Here is a 25,047-nt window from a genome sequence, read left to right as displayed (position 1 = left end):
GGGAATCGCCCCACTCTCACGGGATCATTTGAATTCGACTGGGAAACCGATGGCGGGCGACGGCAGATCTACACCGAACCACTGCTTGAACGACGCCGCATAAGTCGGGAATTCAACGCCGGTCATGGCTTCATGCAGCGCGGTGTTGACGAAGTTCAGCCAGTCCTGATCGCCGCGCTTCACTGCACACGCGTAGGTTTGCGGGCTCCACGCATAGCTTGGGCTGCGGTAGCGGCCAGGGTTCTGCACCATCAGGTATTTGACCGAAGACTGGTCGGTGGCGGCGGCATCGGCGCGACCGGAGTTCACCGCCTGATACATCAGATCAACGCTGTCGTACTGATCGACCTTGGCTTTGGGCAATGCCTGATGCACCAGCTCTTCGGCGTAAACGTTTTGCAGCACCGCCACGGTGACGCTGTCGCCGGCGGCTTGCAGGTCTTCGATTTCCTTGTACTTGCTGTTGTTCGGCAGCAGCAGGCCGACGCCCTCGCGGTAGTACGGCAGGGTGAACGCCACTTGCTGCGCGCGGCTGGCGGTGACGGTGATGAATTGGCAGCTCATGTCGACCTTGTCGGTGAGCAGATTGGGAATCCGCGCATCGGACGACTGCACGACGAACTCGACTTTGCTCGGATCGTTGAACAGACCCTTGGCGACGATTCTGGCGATGTCGATATCAAAGCCCTGCAACTTGCCGTCCGCGCCCTGAAAGTGCCACGGCGCATTGGTGCTGCCAGTGCCGACAATCAATTTGCCACGGGCCAGAACACTGTCGAGCTTGCTGTCGGCTGCCTGGGCCATACCCATGACAGCGGACGAAGCCGCAAGAACAAAAACACACGCTTTGAACAACGAAGGACGGCGATGCATGGCAAGCACTCCAGGATGGTGTTTATTCCGCTATACCGGAACACGGTTTGTTACTACGGAATAGACAGCAGAAAGTGTGCCATAGCTTTGGCAATAAAACCCAGGTCTTCGGAAACATTAATCGGTTCAACAAGTTAGCCCGCGGATCTGCGCGCGACCATTGCCAATAGAGGTTTGAACTTCGCTACTGAGGGCAACCGATTGGGAAGTAACGTCACATTCAAGGGCATGTGCGCGACCGATTGATGCACAGATAAAGCATTGAATCGGAGTTGGAAAATGGCTTGACCGCAAGTGACCGCTCATCGGATTTACCGCTCGACCTGTCAGAGTTGACAGTTGTTGACCGGTGAATTGATAGGCCTACTGGTCCGGACCGAACGGGTCAGGAACCGAACTTAAAATCTCAATAAGGACTTTTGAAATGGCCAATCTGATTAAAAATGGTGATTTTGCGAATCAGGGCGAACACTGGACAGCAACAACCCCGAATAACGTCAGTTACGTAAATGGTCACTGCATAATCGCGACTCCTGACTCCATCAGTCAGGACATTCTCCTGGGCAGCGAGGGCGGAGGTAAATTCATGATCTCGGCAAGAATGAAAACACTGCCTGGCTATGCTGGCCGCGTCACTGTGCAACCACTTCCGACAGGCAACCCGGTTGAACTTGACGTCGGAGGTAACCAAGGCTGGACGATCAAGTTCCAAGAGTTCGACGCCCCTCTCGCGACACTCAAGTTCACGGTGAAGGTTGAGTCCAATGACGGTACGTTTGATGAACTTGGCTCTTATTTCAGCGATGTAACGCTATCCAAGCTGCTCTGAGCCAATACTCTTGAAAGCGAGCTTTCATCTCGTGACGGCTCGTTTTTTCCGTGAACGCATCACCACTGCAGTCCGAAAAAGGGAGTTTCCAATGGACTTGACAACCCCTTTCGCAGCCTTGCCTGCCACCTATCGCAAAGCCCTGAAAACCTGGCGCCCGGTGATTCTGTATTTCGCTAACGAGCACTGCCCCGCCTGCGAGTGGGCCGGTCCGATTTTTCGCCAGACTGCCGAGCCGTACCGGCACCGCGCCAATATCTACATGCTCAATACCAGTGAAACTGCGCGTCATCCGCTGGTGACCGAGACGCCAACCGTGCTGTTTTACAAGAACGGCAGGCTGGTGAAAAAACTCAAAGGCATCGGCACTGAAGAAAGCCTCGCGCGGGATTTCGCCGAGCATGTCGGCAAGACCAAAGTGCCCACTGCGCCCCGAAAGCGAACGCATGATCTGTCTTGGCTGCGTCGAACATTTCGTACTCTGCGCACTGTTCCTCGGTCACGCCTGCGGAGTCTGTGTTGAACATGCGGACTGAAAAACTACACTTTTCATCAGTGAATACTGCGGTGCCTGAACCCAAGCATTCGCGAGCAGGCTCGCTCCCACATTTGCAACGCGTTCCAATGTGGGAGCGAGCCTGCTCGCGAAGAGGCCGGCACAGTTAGTAGAGAACTCAAGGATTACGCTGGCGCGCGCTCCAAAAGCACCCGCGTCACCCGCCGCTCTTCCACTGCTTTGACCGTCATGTGCCAGCCTTCAAGCTCCAGACGATCACCGATCACCGGCAATCGATCCAGAAGGCTCATCACCAACCCGGCCAGGGTCTGATAGTCCTCGGTCGGCTTGGCGCCAAACCCGGTGCGTTGGTGCACTCGCGACAGGTTCAACGCGCCGCTGACGATAAACCCGCCCTGCTCCTCGATCACGTCCGGACCTTCGATTTCGCTGGCGTCCGGCAACTCACCGGCGATCGATTCGAGGATGTCGGTCATGGTCAACACCCCGACGAAATCACCGAATTCGTTGACTACGAAGGCAATATGCGTCGAAGCGGCGCGCATCTGCTCCAGCGCATTGAGGATCGAATAGCTGTCGAGCAGGTTGATGGTCTTGCGCGCCAAGTGCTCCAGATTCGGCTCGGCGCCGGCCAAGTACTCCTTGAGCAATTCTTTCTTGTGCACGAAGCCCAGCGGCTCATCCACCGCACCATTACGAATCAACGGCAGCCGCGAGTAGGACGAATGCATCAAACGGGTGCGAATCGCCTCGCGGTCATCGGCCAGATCAATGGTGTCGACATCGGCGCGCACGGTCATCAGCCCGCGAATCGGGCGCTCGGCCAGTTGCAGTACGCCGCTGATCATCACCCGCTCGCGACGATCGAACAGTTCCGCGCTTGGCGCGTCACCGTCGTCGAGCAGATCGGAAATTTCCTCGCCGACCTCCTCCGCCGCCAGTTTGCGCCCGCCCAGCAAGCGCATGACCGCGTGAGCCGTGCGCTCGCGTATCGGCCGCAAGCCCTGCATCGAGCGCTTGCGTCGAGCCCGGGCGATCTGGTTGAACACCTCGATCAGAATCGAGAAACCGATGGCGGCGTACAGATAACCTTTCGGAATGTGGAAGCCCAGACCTTCGGCCGTCAGGGCAAAACCGATCATCATCAGGAAGCCCAGACACAGCATGATCACCGTCGGGTGCGCGTTGACGAAGCGCGTCAGCGGCTTGCTGGCGACAATCATCAAGCCGATCGAGATGATCACCGCGATCATCATCACCGCCAGTTCATCGACCATGCCCACGGCGGTAATCACCGCGTCCAGCGAGAACACCGCGTCGAGCACCACAATCTGCGCGACGATCGGCCAGAACAAGGCATAAGCGGCGTTGGTCGTGCGCTCACCGATGTGGCCTTCAAGGCGCTCGTGCAATTCCATGGTCGCCTTGAACAGCAGGAACACACCACCGAACAGCATGATCAGGTCGCGGCCGGAGAAGCTCTTGTCGAACACCTCGAACAACGGCTGCGTGAGGGTCACCAGCCAGGAAATACTCGCCAACAGGCCAAGGCGCATGATCAGCGCCAGCGACAGGCCGATGATCCGCGCGCGGTCACGCTGATGCGGTGGCAGTTTGTCCGCGAGGATTGCGATGAACACCAGGTTGTCGATACCCAGCACCAGCTCCAGCACGATCAAAGTCAACAAGCCTAACCAGGCCGTGGGATCCGCTAACCATTCCATAAAACGTCTCTATCTCTCTCGGTGAATTCAGGCTGCCGGACACGGCAAAGCGCAACGCGAAGGCTCTGGGGCCGCGTTAGCAACGATAGTCGGATGTCGGAAAACCGGATGTTGCGAGTGCGTCAAGACCGCGCCATGGCGCGAGGGGAAGGTGCGACTGGGAGGCTCCGAGAGGGTGTTCATGCAAATCCTGAATGAAAAATGGCCTTGGAGCGTACAGGTATTGGGAACATTTCCTACAGAGGCAAATCATTTCAAAATCTGTAATCCGCACCGAAACCCACTGTAGGAGCTGCCGAAGGTTCGGGCCGCGATCGGACGATCCTTTGATCTTTTTATCTAATTCGAAAGTCAAAAGATCGCAGCCTTCGGCAGCTCCTACAGTACGGTGTCAGCGTCCGGCAAAACGCAGCCGGGACAACTGCCGCAAATCCCCTTCGATGTAGTAATCATTGGTCCAACTGTCATCCGGCGCCAATGGACTTACCTGTTTCAACGCCAGTTTCTTCGCGAAATAACGGAAGCGGTAATGCTCGTAGAACCGCAGCAGTTCCAGACCATATCGATCGGCCAGATCGGTGTCGCCGCGAATGATCAGGTAGTTTTCGTCATTGCCGTTACTCGCCGAAACGCTGAGGTTGTGGCTGCCGCTGATGATCGTCGGCGTGTCCGTGGTGAAATCGGTGACCACCGCTTTGGTGTGCACCAGCAGGTTGCCTTTCTGACCTTTCATGTTCTCGCGCAACCAGCCTTCGAGCCCGGTGTTGAGCAACGCAGTGGCGGCGAATTCGGCGCTGCGGTCGGCATGGAAACCGGTGATTCGGCTGGCAGTGTTTTGCAGGCCATAGCGCAAAATGTCGTCGTGGGGCTGACCCAGCAAGGCGTTGAGAATTGCGTCGGGCAGCGAGAATGCCGTGACGAACAGCACGTCTTTTTTCGCTGCGCCGATGATCTCGACAAACTCACGCAGATCAGCACCGCCGGTACGCGGCGAGAACCCGGCGAACAACGGTTGCTGCGGATTTATCGGGTTGTGTTCGGACACCCAGTCACGGGTGGCGCCGAGATCATCCGGCTGCACCCAGATCTGCTCGAACGTCTGCAGATAACTGGCAGCAACCGATTCGTCGTCCAGCACATGCACCACGTTGGCCTGACGATAAACCCCGTTGGCGGTGAAATTGGTGCTGCCACACAGAACCGCTTCAGGCTGCTGCTCCCCACTGACGCCGACGCGGCTGAGGACCATGAATTTGTTGTGAAAGATGTTGTGGGTCACTCGCCCGCGCTTGCTCGCGGAAGGCAGTGCCGCCAGGCTCGCTTCGTTGATCGCGGTGTCTTCATCATCCGGCCGGGCGTGATACAGCACCCGCACCTGCACGCCCCGTGCAAACGCCGCATTCACCGCGTCGACGATCGCCTGCAACTGATACTCGTAAATCGCGATATCAAGCGCCCACTGGTCATCGACCGCACGCTCGATAAACCCGAGCAAGCGTGCGAGCAAGCCGTTTTCCAGCCATTGCCGTGGCGCGTCGGGCCAGGCTTCGATGGGCATGTGCTTGTTGGCGCTGATCAGTGCGTCCAGTTCGGGAAACTTGCGCTGAAAGGCCTGACTGGCGGCGACAGCACGATTGAACATCACGCTTTGATTGCTCGGCTGACCGTCATCGGAAGTGATCGTCAGTTGCAGCGACTCGCCCAACTGCACGGCATCCGCAGTGCCGTAGGCCAGATGCACGCGATAATGAAGGGTCATGCCCGGATTGACCGCGTAATCGGCCCAGCGAAATTTCTGCAGTGGTGCGATATCACTCGGTGTGGCGTGGAACTGGGGGAAGGTGTGCGCCTTGCCCGGGAATGTCAGGCTGTTGAACAGGAACAACCAGGGTTTGGCGCCTTGCTGCTTTTCGATGGCAAATCCCAGCAGGCCCTTGCGCCGCGGTTCGGCCAGATCCATGGCCAGTAGCACGCCGTTGGTACCGGCGTAGGCTTTGACGCGGAAATCGTCCGCGGGATTTTTGACCAGTACGCGCATCGCTCACTCCTTGTGATTGGACTGGGGTGCAGCATAGAGCAGGGATGCGAGTTTTGGTGTTCCGGATCGGGTATCGAGTCGATGCCTTCGCGAGCAGGCTCGCTCCCACATTCGAACGCATTCCAGGGTGGGAGCGAGCCTGCTCGCGAAGACGGTAGAACAATTGCCGAAAAGGTTAGAGAGAAATCAGCTCATCAATGTGTCGATACTCGGATCCCAACGCTGAAGCCAGATCCCGCGCCCGCCCCAACCGAATCGGCCCGCGCTCGATATCGATCAACAAGCCCGGACACGCCAGCGCCGGCAATCCTGACCACTGTTTCAAACGCCCATCGGTCACCACCAACAGCCGTTGCTGTTCAGCGGGAAAGCGCTTGCGCCGCACCGCCAACCATTGCGCTGCCTGCCCAAGCGCTGCCAGCAACGGTGTGCCGCCGCCGGCCCCCAAAGCCTCCAGCCAGACACGCAAGCCGCTGGACGCCTTCAATCCCTGCACCTGCCATTTCGGCGCCGAACCACTGGCCGTCAATAATGCGAGGCGCGCGCGCTGGCGATAGGCGTCATCGAACAGTTGCGCGAGCAAACCTTTGGCATCGCTCAAGGCGTGATGGCGCCGCGTCGAAGCTGAAGCATCGACGATGACCAGCCACAGTTCATGCGGCGAACGCGTGCGCAGTTGAAAGACCAGATCTTCACGGGTCCGAGGACGCCCGTTGAGCAATGTGCCCGGCCAGTTCACCATACCGCTGCGAGCGACATGACGCTTGCCTTGGCGTCCGTTGTCCAACTGTCCGGCGCGGGGTCTGGCATTCGCCCCCGCATCGGATCGGGGGCGAATGCCTAAGGCTTTTTTGGCCAGCTCGGCACTTCACGGCGAGCGCCAGTGGCAAGCGCGGGCGCCGGCATATCGCCCCACTGGCCCTGCCCTTCGCTCGACGAGGCCTGGGTTTCGGCTGGCGACTGGGCAGGTTGCTGCGGGCTCGATGGCGCTTGCTCGCGACGCCGATGGCGCAGGGCAAACTCGGCCACGGCGTCGATGTCCTCTTCGCCAATCTCCTCAGCCCCGCGCCATGCCGCGTGGGCACGCGCCGCGCGCAACCAGACCAGGTCGGCACGCAGACCATCGACTCCGGCGGCGAAACAACGCTCAGTGATCTGCGCGAGTGCGGCATCGTCCAGCGCAATATTGGCCAAGGCGCCGCGAGCGTACTCGCAACGCGCGCGCAGGTTTTGTTGTTCGGTTTCCCACTGCGCGCAGAACGCTTGCGGGTTGCTGTCGAAATCCAGCCGCCGACGGATGATCTGCCCGCGCTCGGTCGGTGCCGTGTGGCCACTGAGGGCAACGTTCAAGCCGAAGCGGTCGAGCAACTGCGGACGCAACTCGCCCTCTTCCGGATTCATGGTGCCGATCAGCACGAACTTCGCCGAGTGCCGATGGGAGATACCGTCACGCTCGATCAGGTTGGTGCCGCTGGCGGCAACGTCGAGCAGCAGATCCACCAAATGATCGGGCAGCAGATTGACTTCATCGACGTAGAGCACGCCGCCGTCAGCCTTGGCCAGCACGCCCGGTGAGAATTGCGCGCGGCCCTCGCTGAGGGCGGCGTCGAGGTCGAGGGTGCCGACCAGACGTTCTTCGGTAGCGCCCAGTGGCAAGGTGACGAACTGGCCGCTGGCGAGCAGATCCGCCAGGCCACGGGCCAGGGTGGATTTGGCCATGCCGCGCGGGCCTTCGATCAGCACGCCACCGATTTTCGGGTCGATGGCGGTGAGGCACAGGGCGAGTTTCAGGTCATCGGCGCCGACCACGGCGGAGAGCGGGAAATGTGGGATGTCGGTCATTTGGGTTTTCTCTGTCGTGGTCTTGGGTGTTCTTGGTGTGGTGGTGTGTCAGTCAGGGTAGCCCTCACCCTAGCCCTCTCCCGGAGGGAGAGGGAACTGACCGAGGTGTACTTTCAAGGTACGCCGACCTGGTTTATCGAGTTGAACTCAGACTCCAAGCCAACACAAATCGGCTCCCTTTCCCCCTCGCCCCCTTGGGGGGCTGGGGTGAGGGGGTGACTTTCCTGAGGACGCTACATATCTTCCTCAATATCCAGCAGCAGATTCTCCAACGCCTCTTTATAAGCCCCCGGCTCCTGCCACATCCCTCGCTGCTGCGCCTCAAGCATCCGCTCAGTCATGTCCCGCAACGCATGCGGATTATGCTCACGAACAAACTCCCGCGTCGCCGGATCGAGCAAATAAGCATCCGCCAACAAAGCGTACTGGTGGTCATCGATCAACTGCGTCGTCGCGTCAAACGCGAACAGGTTATCCACCGTCGCCGCCATTTCGAACGCGCCTTTATAGCCGTGGCGCTTGACCCCGTCGATCCATTTCGGATTGGCCGCCCGCGAGCGGATCACCCGGTTCAGCTCTTCTTTCAGCGTGCGAATCTTCGGCAGATCCGGTTGGCTGTGATCGCCGTGATAACTGGCCGCCGCCTCGCCACGCAGGGTTTCCACAGCAGCAAGCATGCCGCCCTGGAATTGGTAGTAGTCGTTGGAATCAAGCAAGTCGTGCTCGCGATTGTCCTGATTCTGCAGCACCGCTTGCACCTGGCTCAGGCGCTGGACGAACTGTTCGCGCGCGGCAGTGCCCTCATCGGAGCCGCCATAGGCGTAGGCGCCCCAGTTCAGATAGACCTCGGCAAGGTCTTCGCGGCTTTGCCACAAACGCCCATCGATCGCGCCTTGCACACCTGCGCCATAAGCGCCGGGTTTGGCACCGAAAATGCGCCAACCGGCCTGGCGCCGCGCGCTGTCCTCATCCAGACCCGACTGCAACAACGCCTCGCGTTCGGCCCGAACTTTCGCCGCCAGCGGATTGAGATCATCCGGCTCGTCCAGCGCTGCCACTGCTTGCACCGCCGCGTCGAACAGGCGGATCAAATTGGCAAACGCATCGCGGAAAAATCCGGAAACCCGCAACGTGACATCAACGCGCGGGCGGTCGAGCAGGCTCAGCGGCAGGATCTCGAAATCATCGACGCGCTGACTGCCGGTGGCCCATACCGGGCGTACGCCCATCAGCGCCATGGCCTGGGCGATGTCGTCACCGCCGGTGCGCATGGTCGCGGTGCCCCACACGGATAATCCGAGCTGGCGCAGGTGATCGCCGTGGTCTTGCAGGTGTCGCTCAAGAATCAACGTCGCTGACTGGAAACCGATGCGCCACGCGGTGGTGGTCGGCAGGTTGCGTACGTCGACCGAGTAGAAATTGCGGCCGGTCGGTAACACGTCGAGGCGACCACGGCTGGGCGCGCCGCTCGGGCCGGCGGGGACGAAGCGACCACTGAGGGCGTCGAGCAGGCCGCGCATTTCGGCGGGGCCGCAAGCATCGAGGCGTGGGGCGACGACTTCGCGCAAGTTGTCGATAATCGCACTGACTTCAGCCCAACGCGGTCCTTGTAGGAGTGAGCCTGCTCGCGATGGCGGTGTTTCAGTTAAATCAATGTTGGCTGACACTCCGCTATCGCGAGCAGGCTCACTCCTACAGGGGATTTGTAGTTTTTGGGAGATTAGGTTCGAAGCAAACAGTTCCAGGCGTTCGCGGGTGTCGCCGGCAGTGCGCCAGACTTCCTCGCTTTGCGATTGCAGCGCCTCGGGACGCGGCCCTGTCCATGGATCGGCTAGCGCGCAATCGAGTGGATCGAAACCGAGTTCGAATGCTTTGGCCAGTGCGCGCAGCAGACTCGACTGCGCGCCTTTCCCGTCTCCGCGTGGAATGCGCAGCAACGCCAGCAACGTATCAATGCGCAATCGCCCGCTCGGCGACTCACCAAAAATGTGCAGCCCGTCGCGAATCTGCGATTCCTTCAAATCACACAAATACGTATCGAGGCGCGGCAACCAGATCGCCGCATCGGCGTCACTATCCAGCCCGGCATCAAGCTGCAATTCACGATCGATCTGCGTCTCGCGCACCAATTGCAGAATGTCGCGCTGCAACTCGCGGGCGCGGCGCGGATCGAGCAGTTGCGCTTCGTAATACTCGTCGGCCAGCAGTTCCAGATTGCGCAGCGGGCCGTAGGTTTCGGCACGGGTCAGCGGTGGCATCAGGTGGTCGATGATTACCGCTTGGGTGCGTCGTTTGGCCTGCGCGCCCTCACCCGGGTCGTTGACGATAAACGGGTAGATATTCGGCAGCGGCCCGAGCAACGCATCCGGCCAGCAGTTTTCCGAAAGCCCGACGCCTTTGCCCGGCAGCCATTCGAGGTTGCCGTGCTTGCCGACGTGAATCACGCCGTGGGCGCCGTAGGTGTTGCGCAACCAGAAATAGAACGCCAGATAAGCATGCGGCGGCACCAGATCCGGGTCGTGATAGACCGCGCTCGGGTCAACCTGATAACCACGCGCCGGTTGAATGCCGACGAAGGTCAGGCCGAAGCGAATGCCGGCGATCATCATGCGCCCGTCGCGGCACATCGGATCGTTTTCTGGCGTACCCCAGCGCTCTATCACGGCGCTGCGATTGGCCTCAGGCAGCGCGTTGAACATCGTCAGGTAAGCGTCCATCGCCAGGCTTTGCTGGCACGGGCGCAGATCAATCGTGTCGAGATCGTTGCTGACGCCACCGAGCAATTGCTGGATCAACTCGGTGCCGCTGCCCGGCAGTTCGGCCGCAATGGGATAACCCTCAGCCTGCAACGCGCGAAGGATATTCAGCGCTGCTGCCGGCGTGTCGAGACCGACGCCGTTGCCGATGCGCCCATCGCGGGTCGGGTAGTTGGCGAGAATCAGCGCGATGCGTTTTTCGCCATTTGGCACCCGCGCCAGATTGATCCAGCGCCTTGCCAGTTCAGCGACAAAATCCATGCGCTCAGGCTGCGCGCGATAGCAGACCACATCGGACTGACTGCGCTCACTGCGCCAAGCGAGATCCTTGAAGCTGATCGGTCGGCTGATGATGCGCCCGTCGAGCTCCGGCAAGGCAATATGCATCGCCAGATCGCGCGGGCCGAGGCCTTGCTCGCTGTCGCGCCAACCGGGCTCGTTGTCTTGCGCGCAAATCGCTTGAATCACCGGAATATTGCGGCGAAACGGTCGCAAGTGCGGTGCTTCAGGGCTGGATTGGGCGAAACCGGTGGTGTTGAGAATCACCCTCGCCTCGACTTCGTCCAGCCAATCCTCGACCACCACCAAGCAGCCGGGTTCTTTCAGACTGGCCACGGCGATCGGCAGCGGATTCAGCCCCGCCGCCTGCAAGCGCTGGCAGAAAACATCGATGAACGCGGTGTTCGCCGCTTGCAAATGCGAGCGGTAAAACAGCACCGCCGCCACCGGGTTTTCCGGCAGCCATTCGGCTTGCCAGTCACTCAGTGCGGCGCTGGTTTTGTTCGGGTGGTAAATCGCCGTGCGCGGCAGAGTCTGCGGTTCTTCCCAAGCGTAATCACGGGCGAGCCAACGGTTGGCCAGACAACGGAAAAAATCCAGCGCATTGCCCAGACCGCCCTGACGCAGGAACTGCCAGAGTCGATCACGATCCACCGCGTTGACGGTGCTCAAGTCGCTGAGCTCCGGATCGGGACGGTCATCGCCCGGTACCAGAATCACCTGCACACCACGCTCGGACAACTCGATCAGACGCTCGACGCCATAGCGCCAATAGGCGATGCCACCGTGCAGCGAAATCAGGATCACCTTGGCGTGGCGCAGCACTTCATCGACGTACAGATCGACCGAAGCGTGATTCTGCACCTGCATCGGATTGGCCAGACGCAGGCTCGGATAATCTTCCGGCAACTGCTGCGCCGCTTCGGCGAGCAGCGCGAGGCTGGAGTCGCCGCTGCACAGGATCACCAGCTCGGCGGGGGTTTGGCCAAGGTCGGCAATGTTGTCATCCGAGACGAAACCGCCGGGCTGGGTCCTGAGCAGGTGCATGGCTTAAACGCTGAGCGCAGCGCGCAGTTGCGCTTCGAGTTGGGCGGCGTCGAGTTCCTGACCGATCAACACCAGACGCGTCACGCGCGCTTCATCGGCGCCCCACTGACGGTCGAAATGCTTGTCGAAACGCGTGCCCACGCCCTGGATCAACAGGCGCATCGGCTTGTTTGGAATGGCGGCGAAACCTTTGACACGGAGGATGCCGTGCTTGACCACCAGTTGCGTCAGGGCGTCGAGCAGCAGGCTTTCGTCGGCTTGCGGCAATTCGATGGAGATCGAATCGAAGGCGTCGTGATCGTGGTCATCGTGGTCGTCATCGCCTTCACCGTGGTGGTGATCATGATGGCTGTGACGGCTGTCGATGTGTTCTTCGGAACCGGCGCCGAGGCCGATCAACACGTCCAGTGGCAGACGACCGTTGCTGGCTTCGATGATTTTCACCGCCGGTGGCAGCTCTTCGGCGACTTCAGCGCGAACGCGAGCGAGATCTTCAGGGCTGGTCTGGTCGGCCTTGTTGAGGATTACCAGGTCGGCGCTGGCCAGTTGGTCGGCGAACAGTTCGTGCAGCGGCGATTCGTGGTCGAGGTTCGGATCGAGTTTGCGCTGGGCATCGACCTGATCCGGGAATGCAGCGAAGGTGCCAGCGGCCACGGCCGGGCTGTCGACCACGGTGATCACTGCGTCAACGGTGCAGGCGCTGCGGATTTCCGGCCACTGGAAGGCTTGCACCAGCGGTTTTGGCAGGGCCAGACCCGAGGTTTCGATGAGGATGTGGTCGAGGTCGCCGCGACGCGCAACCAGCTCGCGCATCACCGGGAAGAATTCTTCCTGAACGGTGCAGCACAGGCAGCCGTTGGCCAGTTCGTAAACGCGGCCGGTGGCTTCTTCTTCGGTGCAACCGATGGTGCATTGCTTGAGGATTTCACCGTCAATGCCCAACTCGCCAAACTCGTTGACGATTACCGCGATACGACGGCCCTGAGCGTTGTCGAGCATGTGCCGCAGCAGCGTGGTTTTGCCCGAACCGAGGAAGCCGGTGACGATGGTGACGGGTAGTTTGGCCAGTGTTTTCATCGGTATGCCCTTTGGCAAGCGGCGGGCATACGGGACGAGAACCGGCAGCGCACGTGCGTGCCCGGAGAGTTCGCCACCGGATCACCCCGCCCGGTTGTAGTGAGAATCTGTGACGAGGCAGGTCTCCTGGCTGACGGTGTTCAGGCGCTGGGCCTGGCATTCGCTGCGCCTTCCCGCTGGCTCATGGGTTGAGCTGGCAGTGGCGTGGCAGCGAACATCACCGTTCACAGTTGCGGGGGCAGCCGCGGCATTGACCGCGTTCCCTTCTTAGCTTCGGCAGCGGCCAAAGAACCTCGAAAGCGCAAGGCTACGCATGGTGTGGTTATGGGTCAATGTTTGGATTGGGGGTATATCCGTTGCTGCGGCAACGGCTACTTAGGGTTCCGCCCTTACGGCGGGTCACTTTTTCCAGACGCCGAAAAAGTAACCAAAAAGGCTTGCCCCGGCGTACGGCACTTCGCTGAGGCTCAGTGTTCCCTCGCTACGGTGTCCATCCGGGGGCATCGCCTACGGTTTGCTTCGCTGCACCTCCTCTCGATGTGTTCGACTTCGTCGAACGGCGCTGCGCGCCTAACCCCGGATGAACACCTTCGCTCGGCCTGCCGAAGGGGCAAAAAAGCCAGATCAAAAGCCAGATCAAGAGCCAAAGCCAGATCAAAAGCCCCTCACCCTAGCCCTCTCCCGGAGGGAGAGGGGACTGATCGAGTTGTTTGGGCGAGGTACGCCGACGTGCGATACCGCGTTGAACTCAGGCTCAAAAAAGCAAAAAAATCGGCCCCCTATCCATGAGGTTAGGGGGACTGATCGGGGTGTTTGGGAGAGCTACGCCGACGTGCAATACCGAGTCGAACTCAGATTTTGAAAAGCCCACAAATCGGCTCCCTCTCCCTCGGGAGAGGGCTGGGGTGAGGGGCACATCCACCACAAAACCAAAGTCCAACACCCGCTCCTCACCACTCAATAGGCCGAGTGTCAGCTCGCCTGCTTTTGATCTTGGAGCCCGTCGGCAGGCTGAGTGGAGGGATTGATCCGGGGGTGGGAGCGCAGCGACCGTTTGGCGCAGCCAAACACAGCGAGAGGAGGTGCAGCGAAGCAAACCGGAGACGCTGCGCCCGGATCGATCCCGGAGCGAAGGAACCCCGAGCTTTAGCGAGCGGGCCGAACGTCAGGGCGAAGACCTTTTGGTTACTTTTGGGGCGTTTGCCAAAAGTGACCCGCCGTAAGGGCGGAACCGTAATCAGCCACACCCGCAGCAACGGATATTCACCCAAAAATTGACCAAAACCCCACCCCCATGCTCTCCTACACAACTTGTTACGGGTGCCCTTCACAGGGTGAAACGGGAAACCGGTGAATCATGTGCTTTACTCAAGCCCATGTCAGTCCGGTGCTGCCCCCGCAACGGTAAGCGAGCGAAGCGTCAAAACCACTGTGCCAACAAGGCATGGGAAGGTGACGCTTGCAGGTCGGCCTGACGCCAACCCCTCGTGAGCCCGGAGACCGGCCCGCAACACACAGCCCGCATTTGTGCGTCGCTGAACATAACAAACCCGCGGTGGGCGGGCGCTGTTCGAACCTCTGCGAGCCCGACCCGCAGGGGTTTTCATGCGCTCGATTCACCCACTGACATTCCAGAGGGAAGCGCCATGTCGATCATCAGCAGCACCGGCAGTAACACGGACAAAATTTCCAGCACCGCCACCCTGAGCCAACGCCTGACCGCCGCGATCTTCGCGTCGATCCTTGGTGCCAGCCTGGTCTACTTCGCCGGTTTCTCGCACATCGAAGCGGTGCACAACGCCGCCCACGATACCCGCCACAGCGCCGCGTTCCCGTGCCACTGAGACCTGTCGACATGATCAAGCGTATTGCGCAAACCGCAGGTTTCACCGGTCTGCTGGCCGCCCTGCTCCTCACCCTGCTGCAAAGCTTTTGGGTCTCGCCGCTGATTCTGCAGGCGGAAACCTTCGAGAAGTCCGAGCCGGTGGCGGTTCACGAACACGCCGCTGGCGTGGCTGCGCACACCCACGATGCCGAGGCCTGGGAGCCGGAAGACGGCTGGCAGCGCGTGGTCTCGACCACAGGCGGCAATCTGGTGGTTGCGGTGGGTTTCGCCCTGATGCTCGCTGGCCTCTACACCCTGCGCGCACCGACCAAAACCTCGCAAGGCTTGCTCTGGGGCCTGGCTGGTTACGCGACATTCGTACTGGCACCGACGATGGGCCTGCCACCTGAATTGCCGGGCACTGCCGCTGCTGATCTGGCTTCACGCCAGATGTGGTGGATCGGCACCGCCGCTTCGACCGCTGTCGGCCTGTCGCTGATCGCGTTCAGCCGTCACTGGCTGATGAAGATCCTTGGTGTCGCCATTCTCGCGGTGCCGCACGTGATCGGCGCGCCACAGCCGCAAGTGCATTCGATGCTCGCTCCCGAGGCATTGGAAGCCCAGTTCAAAATTGCTTCGCAGTTGACCAACGTGGTGTTCTGGCTGGCCCTGGGCCTGATCAGCGCCTGGTTGTTCCGCCGCAAAAGCGCTGGCCAATACCACGCATGACCGATGACCGCGCAGCGCCGACCTTCGTGGTCGGTCTGGGCTGCCAGCGCGGCTGTCCGGCCAGCACGCTGCGCGCGTTACTCGATCAGGCATTGCAGGCCCATCGCATCGACCTTGAAGCGGTCAAGGCCTTGGCCAGCATCGACTTGAAGCGCGACGAGCCGGGTCTGCAAGAGCTTGCTGCACAACTGGCCCTGCCCTTGCTGTACTTCAGCAGCGAGGAATTGGCCAGTTACCAGCAACGACTCAGTCACCATTCGCAGATCGCCTACGAACGCACCGGTTGCTACGGCGTCGCCGAAAGTGCCGCGCTTGCGCTCGCTGAACAGCTGATTCAAGCCCCGGCAAAACTGCTGATTTCCCGGCAAAAATACGCTCAGGCAACGTTGGCATTGGCCGGCGCGGCGTAAAATCCCGATAATCTCCGCCATTGATCATGAGCGTTGTTCATCTGCAACGCGGTCGTGCCCTCTTTTACTCAGGATTCAACGATGACCGTCTACTTCATCGGCGCCGGCCCCGGCGACCCGGAATTGATCACCGTCAAAGGCCAGCGGCTGATCCGCAGTTGCCCGGTGATTATCTACGCAGGCTCGTTGGTGCCGGCGGCAGTGCTCGACGGCCATCAAGCCGAAACGGTGGTCAACAGCGCTGAATTGCATCTGGAACAGATCATCGAACTGATCAAAACGGCGCATGCCAAGGGCCACGATGTGGCGCGGGTGCATTCCGGTGATCCGAGCCTGTATGGCGCGATTGGTGAGCAGATTCGTTATCTGCGTGAGTTGAATATCCCGTTCGAAATCATCCCGGGAGTGACGGCAACGGCAGCCTGTGCCGCGTTGCTCGGCGCGGAACTGACCCTGCCGGATGTTTCACAAAGTGTGATTCTGACCCGCTATGCCGATAAAACCGCCATGCCGGCAGGCGAAGAACTCGGCAGTCTGGCGCAGCACGGCGCGACCATGGCGATTCATCTGGGGGTCAATCATCTGGCCAAGATTCTGGCGGAACTGCTGCCGCATTACGGCGCCGACTGCCCGATTGCGGTGATTCACCGGGCGACGTGGCCGGATCAGGATTGGGTGGTCGGGACGCTGGCGGATATTGCTGAAAAGGTTGAGGCCAAGGGGTTTCGGCGTACGGCGTTGATTCTGGTGGGTCGCGTTTTGGGGAGTGAGGTGTTCAGCGAGTCATCGTTGTATCGCGCCGGGCATGCTCACCTCTACAGACCATAAATTGGAACGCGGAGCGTCCCGGGCTGCATTCCCACGCAGAGCGTGGGAACGATCAAAGGCCCCTTCGCGAGCAGGCTCGCTCCCACATTTGGAATGCGATCAAATGTGGGAGCGAGCTTGCTCGCGAAGGCGTCGATACATTTCATCCATAAAAAACTCACCCATAAAAAAACGGCGCTCACGGGGCGCCGTTTTTCATGTCCGCAGCGAACACCTTAGTAGTAGGCGTTTTCTTTCTGCGTGTGGTCGGTCACGTCGCGAACGCCTTTCAGCTCCGGGATGCGCTCGAGCAAGGTACGCTCGATGCCTTCCTTCAAGGTCACGTCCGCCTGGCCGCAGCCCTGGCAACCACCACCGAACTGCAGAACGGCGATGCCGTCTTCAACCACATCGATCAGGCTGACCTGACCGCCGTGGCTGGCCAGCCCCGGGTTGATTTCGGTTTGCAGGTAGTAGTTGATGCGCTCGTTGACCGGGCTGTCGGCGTTGACCATCGGCACTTTGGCGTTGGGCGCCTTGATGGTCAGCTGGCCGCCCATGCGGTCGGTGGCGTAGTCGACGACGGCGTCATCGAGAAACGCTTCGCTGAAGTGATCGATATACGCGGTGAAGCTTTTCAGCCCCAGCGCGGTGTCTTCAGGTTTTTCTTCGCCCGGCTTGCAGTAGGCAATGCAGGTTTCGGCGTACTGGGTGCCAGGCTGGGTGATGAAGACGCGGATGCCGATGCCCGGGGTGTTCTGCTTGGAGAGCAGATCAGCCAGGTAATCGTGGGCGGCGTCGGTAATGGTAATAGCGGTCATGGAAACTCCTCGCAGGCTTGGGCGCAGTTTACGCCAATCGTTGCGCCGGACAAAGTCCTAGTATTTTTGTCGGGAAAGATTCTCGTCCGCCCCGCCGTCGATCCGCGCCTTGAGCCAGCGATAGCTGCGTTTCTCCACCCATTCGTAGCTCAACCAGGAGCCGACGCCGATGGCCAGCGCACACACGACAAACATCAAATACGGATTGATGCCGTAGCGCCGGGCCAGATAACCGCCCGCCGAGAGCACCAGAACGTGCATCAAGTACACCGAATACGAGCAATCGCCGAGCAGTTTGAGGACACGACTGCGCTCGACATAACGCTCAAGCGAGATACACGCCATCACCAGCAGCGCACTCGGTACGCCCCAGTTGAGCAACCTCGGCGCCGGTGCCCAATGATAAATCGCCAGCAACGCCGCGATGATGGCCGCCAGCGGCAGCCACAGTCCCGCGCCGATCCAGCCCCGGCGATAGAGCATGCCGATGCCGATCCCCAGCAGAAACTCATAGACGATGTCCGAACGGTAAAACTCGCTGATCCAGCCAAACCCGGTCCACGCCTGACACACGGCAAACAGCAGCGCCGCGACCACCAGCAGGCGCACCTGCAAGCGAAACAGCAGCGCCCAGGCGAACAGCAGGTAAAACAGGATTTCGTAATTCAGCGTCCAGCCGACATTCAGCGTCGGATAGAGGCCGTAGCCGCCGGGGTTCTCAGTCGGAATGAACAGCAACGACAACAGCAGATGGCCCCAATCCACGGTCTGATCCGGCAGTAACGGCTGGGCAAACACCACCAGTAGCGCCATCAACAGCGTGTATAGCCAATACGCCGGGACAATGCGAAACAGCCGATACAACAGAAAACGCGCGGGCGGCAGCGGTTTGTTCTCGGTCGAGAGGAAAATAACCAGACCGCTGATGACGAAGAAGATATCGACGCCTACCGCGCCCTTGTCGATGAACAACTGCCCGATAGGCCCACGCGCCTGGAAGTCGAAGAAAATCTGCATGAAGTGATGGCAGACCACCGTCCACGCGGCCAGCGCACGCAGGGCTTGCACTGAAATCAACATCACCTGCTCCCGATCACACCCTCAAATTCACCTCAATCTCTGTAGGAGCTGCGGCACGCTGCGATCTTTTGATCTTGATTCTTAAAGATCAAAAGATCGCAGCCTCGTTTCACTCGACAGCTCCTACAGGGTTTTGCGGTGTTGCTTGAAGTTGGGACAGCAAGCCAATCTGAATCGATCAAAGATTCTCGTAGCGGTTCATGTCCAGCACGCCCTCTTCCACCGGTTCGGTTTCGTGCAGGTACTGACTCAAATCGTGGAAATAGAACCAGAATTGGGGATGACTGCGACGAATCCCCCAGCGTTCGAGGATTTTCTCGAAGCGCTTGGCATCCTTGGCGTTTTCCATTGCATCGACAAACGCCGGCACCTGATCGGCCGGGACATTAAAGATGAAGTTCGGATAACTGCTGAGCACGCCCGGGTAAATGGTCAGTGTGTCCAGCCCCGGTTGATAGCGCAGCGACTCGCCCAGCAGGAACGCCACATTGCTATGGGCGCGGTTGCGCAACAGGCTGTAGACCTCGCGTTTGCCGCTGGCGGTTTCAATGCGCAGCATCGTCGCTTCCGGGAGCTGATCAATCACCGTCAAACCGGCGGCCGGGCGCGAAGTCAGGCGACTCAACGCCTGCTCGGCATTTTGCAGCGCCGGGTCGATATTCGGCCGCGAGCAATAAGCGCCGTCGCAACGGTTGATCGGATCGGGCCGCGCATTGAGATCGCCGTAACGCGCGAGTAATTGCATGGCGAAGTCGTATTTCGGGTCTTTCTCATCGAGCTTCAACGCGGTCGGCTTATCGTCGTCAATCGCCTCGTAATCGAGCCACATCTTGAACTGGCCACCGCTCTGGTACCAATCGTCGAGATAGTCTTCGCGCGAATCAGCGGGCATCAGGCGCAGGAAGTTCTGCTCGGCGCCGTTGCGGATCAGGTCGAAATACAGACGGGTTTGCGCCTGATGGGAGACGTTGCCGAACACATCGAAGTTGACCGCCAACTGGTAATAGGTGCGTTCCAGCAGCGGATAGTCAAACAGCCACATCGTCTGCGGCACCTCGCCAATCAGGCCTTTGGTCACCGAAGCGCTGTCGAAGTGGCGAAAAATGCTCAGCAAGGCGTTGTCGTTGCCGGCCCACAGGGTCGACCAGCTCGGCGCGGGGAGATCCGCGTAGCTGTCGCGGCGCAGAGCCTCATATTCATTGCGCTTGTCGCGGTAGTTGCGCCACAGGCTCAACACGCTGCCGACATCGTCGTTCTGCCCCGGCATGGCCAACAGCGGCGTGGCCTGGCCGCGATAGTTCGGGTCGGTGATATAGAGGTCGTGTTCCGGTGCCTGGAACAGTGCCCAGAAGTTGTCGCGGATCACGTCGGTCGCAATCTGTCCACGGCACACCGGGCCGCGAATAAACGTGCGGACGAAGTATTCGGCGTTGTCGAGCATGAACTGGTAACGCGCCTGCGCCGGAATCGCTTCGAACGTCGCGAAGGGATTGGCACGGCTCTGCGGGCCGTAACCCGGCAAGGCATTGACCTGCCAGTTGCCGCTGTAAAACAGGCTTTTCACCCGCGCCATCTTCGCCGCGCTCAGCGGGTAGGTGATGTGGGTTTTGTGCACGATCACCCCTTGCACCGGCCACAAGCGGTAATACACCTGGGTGCCCGGATCGTCGTTGGGGCGACGGGTGGCGATCAGGTCGATCGGCTGCCCAGTCGGTGTGCGCGAACGCACCCACTGGAAGTAATGCCCCGGCTCGCCATCCTTGAAGTAGATGTGCGCGAGGTACCAGTGCTCGTACAACCAGCGGCCGACCAGACTTTGCCGTGCGCCGGGAGCGTTGAGCAGGTTTTCCCACTGGACGATTTGCAGCGCCTCTTTGGCGCTCGGCGCCAGGCCTTGTTCGTCAATCGGCGCACCCGAGGCCAGCCAGCGCTGCAAGGTCTGATATTGCTGATCGGTCAGCCCGGTCACCGCCAGCGGCATGCCTTCTTTCGGATGAGCGCCGGCATAACCCTCAAACTCGGCGGGCAGCGCGCACATGTTCTCGCGGTTCAGGCCCAGCACAATCTCTTCCGGCAGTTTGGCGTTTGGCGTCAGCGGCGTGTTGTGCCCCAGTTCGAGCATCCGCGCCATCAGCGCCGCCTGACTGCCCTGCGCGTCGAGCACCGAATAAAAGTCTTTCTGCTGCCAGGCACGTTTGCCGAAGGCGTCGTAGAACAGCCGAGTGGTCGGCGCCGCTTGTGTGCGCTCGCCATCGTAAACCGGCATCTTGCTGGCGCCACGGGCCGCGCCCTCGCCACTGCCCAGGTTGAGCTGACAGGCCGAGTCGTAGCACGCATGGCAGGCCACGCACTTCTCGGTGAAGATTGGCTGGATGTCGCGGACGTATGAAATCGACTGAGAAATGGCCGGCACAGTCGCTGGCTCTTGCGCCACGGCGCCCCAGCTGAGAAACAGCAACACAAAACCAATGACGCGGTAAGACATGCTGCTGATCCCGATTTTTTAAAAAAACGCCGCGATTCTACAGTATGACGCTCGTACCAACATGAGTGATATTCATGCAAAAGCCCTACATGCTCTAAAAGCGCACAGGTTTGCTATGATCCCGCTCCTTCGTAATGGTCTTTCCGAGTAGTCCAAATGTCCGATCGCAGCGTCCGCCTTCAAGCTCTCAAGCAAGCTCTCAAAGAGCGCATCCTGATACTCGACGGCGGCATGGGCACGATGATCCAGAGCTACAAGCTCGAAGAGCAGGATTATCGCGGCAAACGCTTTGCGGACTGGCCGAGTGACGTCAAGGGCAACAACGACCTGCTGGTGATCACCCGTCCGGACGTGATCGGCGGCATCGAGAAAGCCTACCTGGATGCCGGCGCCGACATCCTCGAAACCAACACCTTCAACGCCACGCGCATTTCCATGGCCGACTACGGCATGGAAGAACTGGCCTACGAGTTAAACGTAGAAGGCGCACGTCTGGCCCGCAAGGTTGCCGACGCCAAGACCGCCGAGAACCCGGACAAGCCGCGTTTCGTTGCCGGCGTGCTCGGCCCGACCAGCCGCACCTGTTCGCTGTCGCCGGACGTCAACAACCCCGGCTACCGCAACGTCACCTTCGATGAGCTGGTGGAAAACTACACCGAAGCCACCAAAGGCCTGATCGAGGGCGGCGCCGACCTGATCCTGATCGAAACCATTTTCGACACCCTCAACGCCAAAGCGGCGATCTTCGCTGTGCAAGGCGTGTTCGAAAAGCTGCACATCGAACTGCCGATCATGATTTCCGGGACCATCACCGACGCCTCCGGCCGTACCCTGTCGGGGCAGACCACCGAAGCGTTCTGGAACTCGGTGGCGCACGCCAAGCCAATTTCCGTCGGCCTCAACTGTGCGCTCGGCGCCAGTGAGCTGCGGCCATACCTTGAAGAGCTGTCGAACAAGGCCAGCACCCACGTTTCCGCGCACCCGAACGCCGGCCTGCCGAACGAATTCGGCGAGTACGACGAACTGCCGTCGGAAACCGCCAAGGTCATCGAAGAATTCGCCCAGAGCGGCTTCCTCAATATCGTCGGCGGCTGCTGCGGCACCACACCGGGGCACATCGAAGCCATCGCCAAAGCCGTCGCCGGTTACGCGCCACGGCAGATTCCGGACATCCCCAAGGCGTGCCGCCTCTCGGGTCTGGAACCGTTCACCATCGATCGCAGTTCGTTGTTCGTCAACGTCGGCGAACGTACCAACATCACCGGTTCCGCCAAGTTCGCCCGTCTGATCCGTGAAGACAACTACACCGAAGCGCTGGAAGTCGCCCTGCAGCAGGTCGAGGCCGGCGCGCAGGTGATCGACATCAACATGGACGAAGGCATGCTCGATTCGAAGAAGGCCATGGTGACCTTCCTCAATCTGATCGCCGGTGAACCGGACATCTCGCGCGTACCGATCATGATCGACTCGTCGAAATGGGAAGTGATCGAAGCCGGGCTCAAGTGCATTCAGGGCAAGGGCATCGTCAACTCGATCAGCATGAAAGAAGGCGTCGAGCAGTTCATCCACCACGCCAAACTGTGCAAGCGCTACGGCGCGGCGGTGGTGGTAATGGCGTTCGACGAAGCCGGCCAGGCCGACACCGAAGCGCGCAAGAAAGAAATCTGCAAACGCTCCTACGACATTCTGGTCAACGAAGTCGGCTTCCCGCCGGAAGACATCATCTTCGACCCGAACATCTTCGCCGTCGCTACCGGTATCGAAGAACACAACAACTACGCTGTGGACTTCATCAACGCCTGCGCCTACATCCGCGACGAGCTGCCGTACGCGCTGACCTCGGGCGGCGTGTCCAACGTGTCGTTCTCGTTCCGTGGCAACAACCCGGTGCGTGAAGCAATTCACTCGGTGTTCCTGCTTTACGCAATCCGCGCCGGCCTGACCATGGGCATCGTCAACGCCGGTCAGCTGGAGATCTACGACCAGATCCCGCAAGAACTGCGCGACGCTGTTGAAGACGTGATCCTCAACCGCACTCCGGAAGGCACCGACGCCCTCCTCGCCATTGCTGACAAGTACAAGGGCGACGGCAGCGTCAAGGAAGCCGAGACCGAAGAGTGGCGCAGCTGGGAGGTCAACAAGCGTCTGGAGCACGCGCTGGTCAAAGGCATCACCACGCATATCGTTGAAGACACCGAAGAATCGCGCCAGTCGTTCGCGCGCCCGATCGAAGTGATCGAAGGCCCGCTGATGTCCGGCATGAACATCGTCGGCGACCTGTTCGGCGCCGGCAAAATGTTCCTCCCGCAAGTGGTGAAATCCGCCCGCGTGATGAAGCAGGCCGTGGCGCACTTGATCCCGTTCATCGAACTGGAAAAAGGCGACAAGCCGGAAGCCAAGGGCAAGATTCTGATGGCAACCGTGAAAGGCGACGTGCATGACATCGGCAAGAACATCGTTGGCGTGGTGCTCGGTTGCAACGGCTACGACATCGTCGACCTCGGCGTGATGGTGCCGGCCGAGAAGATCCTGCAGGTGGCCAAAGAGCAGAAGTGCGACATCATCGGCCTGTCCGGTCTTATCACACCGTCGCTGGATGAAATGGTTCACGTTGCTCGCGAGATGCAGCGTCAGGACTTCCACCTGCCGCTGATGATCGGTGGCGCGACCACCTCCAAAGCGCACACCGCGGTGAAGATCGAACCGAAGTACAGCAACGATGCCGTGGTGTACGTGACCGACGCTTCCCGCGCGGTGGGCGTGGCAACGCAGTTGCTGTCGAAAGAATTGAAGGCCGGTTTCGTCGAGAAGACGCGCCTGGAATACGTTGAAGTGCGTGAACGCACCGCCAACCGCAGCGCCCGCACCGAGCGCTTGAGCTACGCAGCGGCCATCGCCAAGAAACCCCAGTTCGACTGGGCAACTTATGAGCCGGTCAAACCGACGTTCACCGGCAGCAAGGTGCTGGACAACATCGATCTCAAGGTCTTGGCCGAGTACATCGACTGGACGCCGTTCTTTATCTCCTGGGATCTGGCCGGCAAGTTCCCGCGCATTCTCGAGGACGAAGTGGTCGGCGAAGCCGCCACCGCGCTGTACAAGGACGCGCAGGAAATGCTCGCCAAGCTGATCGACGAGAAGCTGATCAGCGCCCGTGCGGTGTTCGGCTTCTGGCCGGCCAATCAGGTGCATGACGATGACATCGAGCTGTACGGCGATGACGGCAAGCCATTGGCCAAACTGCATCACTTGCGCCAGCAGATCATCAAGACCGACGGCAAACCAAATTTCTCGCTGGCCGACTTCGTCGCACCGAAGGACAGCGAAGTGATCGACTACGTCGGGGGTTTCATCACCACCGCCGGCATCGGCGCCGAAGAAGTGGCCAAGGCTTATCAGGACGCGGGCGACGACTACAACTCGATCATGGTCAAAGCCCTCGCCGACCGTTTGGCCGAGGCTTGCGCCGAATGGCTGCACCAGCAGGTGCGTAAAGAGCACTGGGGCTATGCCAAGGACGAAATCCTCGACAACGACGCGCTGATCAAAGAGCAATACAGCGGCATCCGCCCTGCTCCGGGTTACCCGGCGTGCCCGGATCACACCGAGAAGGCAGCGTTGTTTGCCCTGCTCGATCCGGAAGCTGAAGAGATGCGCGCTGGTCGCAGCGGCGTGTTCCTCACCGAGCACTACGCGATGTTCCCGGCGGCAGCGGTCAGCGGCTGGTACTTCGCCCATCCGCAGGCGCAGTACTTTGCCGTGGGCAAGGTCGACAAGGATCAAGTCGCCAGCTACACCTCGCGCAAAGGCCAGGAGTTGAGCGTGACCGAGCGCTGGCTGGCGCCGAACCTCGGCTACGACAACTGATCCAGCTTCAGCGCATCACCCTGTGGGAGCGAGCCTGCTCG

At 60.2% G+C, this 25,047-nt stretch carries 17 protein-coding genes and 2 riboswitches; of the genes, 7 read left to right on the top strand and 10 right to left on the bottom strand.

What is annotated here, in order from left to right:
* Window positions 1-24: 24 nt before the first annotated feature.
* Window positions 25-873, bottom strand: a complete 849-nt coding sequence (locus HU718_RS13800) for a transporter substrate-binding protein (RefSeq protein ID WP_007912334.1) — start codon at window positions 871-873, stop codon at window positions 25-27.
* Window positions 874-1,297: 424 nt separating this feature from the next.
* On the opposite strand from HU718_RS13800, the gene HU718_RS13795 reads away from it, so the two are divergent.
* Window positions 1,298-1,702 carry a hypothetical protein gene (locus HU718_RS13795; protein ID WP_186616339.1) on the top strand — a complete coding sequence of 135 codons (405 nt, stop codon included), beginning with the start codon at window positions 1,298-1,300 and terminating at the stop codon, window positions 1,700-1,702.
* A 91-nt stretch (window positions 1,703-1,793) separates the two neighbouring features.
* Window positions 1,794-2,225, top strand: coding sequence for a thioredoxin family protein (locus HU718_RS13790; RefSeq protein WP_186616338.1), 432 nt, complete (start codon window positions 1,794-1,796; stop codon window positions 2,223-2,225).
* 158 nt (window positions 2,226-2,383) lie between these two features.
* On the opposite strand, the gene HU718_RS13785 is transcribed toward HU718_RS13790, so the two are convergent.
* The 6 genes from HU718_RS13785 to cobW form a co-directional block, all read right to left on the bottom strand.
* Window positions 2,384-3,943 (bottom strand): TerC family protein, encoded by a 1,560-nt coding sequence (locus HU718_RS13785; RefSeq protein WP_186616337.1) that lies wholly within the window; start codon window positions 3,941-3,943, stop codon window positions 2,384-2,386.
* Window positions 3,944-4,334: 391 nt separating this feature from the next.
* Window positions 4,335-5,981, bottom strand: a complete 1,647-nt coding sequence (locus HU718_RS13780) for a phospholipase D-like domain-containing protein (RefSeq protein ID WP_186616336.1) — start codon at window positions 5,979-5,981, stop codon at window positions 4,335-4,337.
* Window positions 5,982-6,156: 175 nt separating this feature from the next.
* The gene (locus HU718_RS13775; protein WP_437180875.1) at window positions 6,157-6,768 is read right to left on the bottom strand and encodes a vWA domain-containing protein; all 612 of its coding nucleotides are present in this window, start codon (window positions 6,766-6,768) and stop codon (window positions 6,157-6,159) included.
* A 53-nt stretch (window positions 6,769-6,821) separates the two neighbouring features.
* The gene (locus HU718_RS13770) at window positions 6,822-7,823 is read right to left on the bottom strand and encodes a magnesium chelatase ATPase subunit I (protein ID WP_186616335.1); all 1,002 of its coding nucleotides are present in this window, start codon (window positions 7,821-7,823) and stop codon (window positions 6,822-6,824) included.
* A gap of 233 nt (window positions 7,824-8,056) precedes the next feature.
* Window positions 8,057-11,905, bottom strand: coding sequence for a cobaltochelatase subunit CobN (gene cobN / locus HU718_RS13765; RefSeq protein WP_186616334.1), 3,849 nt, complete (start codon window positions 11,903-11,905; stop codon window positions 8,057-8,059).
* 3 nt (window positions 11,906-11,908) lie between these two features.
* A complete protein-coding gene (gene cobW / locus HU718_RS13760) occupies window positions 11,909-12,982 on the bottom strand; it encodes a cobalamin biosynthesis protein CobW (protein WP_034154301.1) in 1,074 nt (357 codons plus the stop codon).
* A gap of 99 nt (window positions 12,983-13,081) precedes the next feature.
* A riboswitch (cobalamin riboswitch) is annotated at window positions 13,082-13,293 on the bottom strand.
* Window positions 13,294-14,283: 990 nt separating this feature from the next.
* Window positions 14,284-14,505: riboswitch (cobalamin riboswitch) on the top strand.
* A 123-nt stretch (window positions 14,506-14,628) separates the two neighbouring features.
* Between cobW and HU718_RS13755 the strand changes: the two genes are divergently transcribed.
* The 4 genes from HU718_RS13755 to cobM all read left to right on the top strand — a co-directional run bounded on the left by HU718_RS13755 (window position 14,629) and on the right by cobM (window position 16,774).
* On the top strand, window positions 14,629-14,826 hold the full coding sequence (locus tag HU718_RS13755; protein ID WP_003225486.1) for a CbtB domain-containing protein: 198 nt from the start codon (window positions 14,629-14,631) through the stop codon (window positions 14,824-14,826).
* A gap of 11 nt (window positions 14,827-14,837) precedes the next feature.
* On the top strand, window positions 14,838-15,536 hold the full coding sequence (locus tag HU718_RS13750; RefSeq protein WP_150705583.1) for a CbtA family protein: 699 nt from the start codon (window positions 14,838-14,840) through the stop codon (window positions 15,534-15,536).
* Window positions 15,533-15,946 carry a cobalamin biosynthesis protein gene (locus HU718_RS13745; protein ID WP_150705584.1) on the top strand — a complete coding sequence of 138 codons (414 nt, stop codon included), beginning with the start codon at window positions 15,533-15,535 and terminating at the stop codon, window positions 15,944-15,946. The genes HU718_RS13750 and HU718_RS13745 overlap by 4 nt, the downstream gene beginning before the upstream one ends.
* Window positions 15,947-16,027: 81 nt before the next feature.
* Entirely contained in the window at window positions 16,028-16,774 is a 747-nt protein-coding gene (cobM, locus tag HU718_RS13740) for a precorrin-4 C(11)-methyltransferase (RefSeq protein WP_186616002.1), read from the top strand.
* A gap of 215 nt (window positions 16,775-16,989) precedes the next feature.
* Here cobM and nfuA read toward each other — a convergent pair whose 3' ends face one another.
* From nfuA to HU718_RS13725, 3 genes are all read right to left on the bottom strand, one after another.
* Window positions 16,990-17,574, bottom strand: coding sequence for a Fe-S biogenesis protein NfuA (nfuA, locus tag HU718_RS13735; RefSeq protein ID WP_007912592.1), 585 nt, complete (start codon window positions 17,572-17,574; stop codon window positions 16,990-16,992).
* A gap of 57 nt (window positions 17,575-17,631) precedes the next feature.
* Entirely contained in the window at window positions 17,632-18,654 is a 1,023-nt protein-coding gene (locus HU718_RS13730) for an acyltransferase family protein (RefSeq protein WP_186616003.1), read from the bottom strand.
* Between the two features lie 178 nt (window positions 18,655-18,832).
* Window positions 18,833-21,139, bottom strand: coding sequence for a fatty acid cis/trans isomerase (locus tag HU718_RS13725; protein ID WP_186616004.1), 2,307 nt, complete (start codon window positions 21,137-21,139; stop codon window positions 18,833-18,835).
* Between the two features lie 156 nt (window positions 21,140-21,295).
* Here HU718_RS13725 and metH point away from each other — a divergent pair, with 156 nt between their 5' ends.
* Window positions 21,296-25,006 (top strand): methionine synthase, encoded by a 3,711-nt coding sequence (metH, locus tag HU718_RS13720; RefSeq protein ID WP_186616005.1) that lies wholly within the window; start codon window positions 21,296-21,298, stop codon window positions 25,004-25,006.
* Window positions 25,007-25,047: the final 41 nt, after the last annotated feature.

This window comes from Pseudomonas tensinigenes, assembly GCF_014268445.2.
GTDB lineage: Bacteria > Pseudomonadota > Gammaproteobacteria > Pseudomonadales > Pseudomonadaceae > Aquipseudomonas > Aquipseudomonas tensinigenes.
Note: the sequence above shows the minus strand (reverse complement) of the source record. Positions and strands in the feature narration are given on the sequence as shown.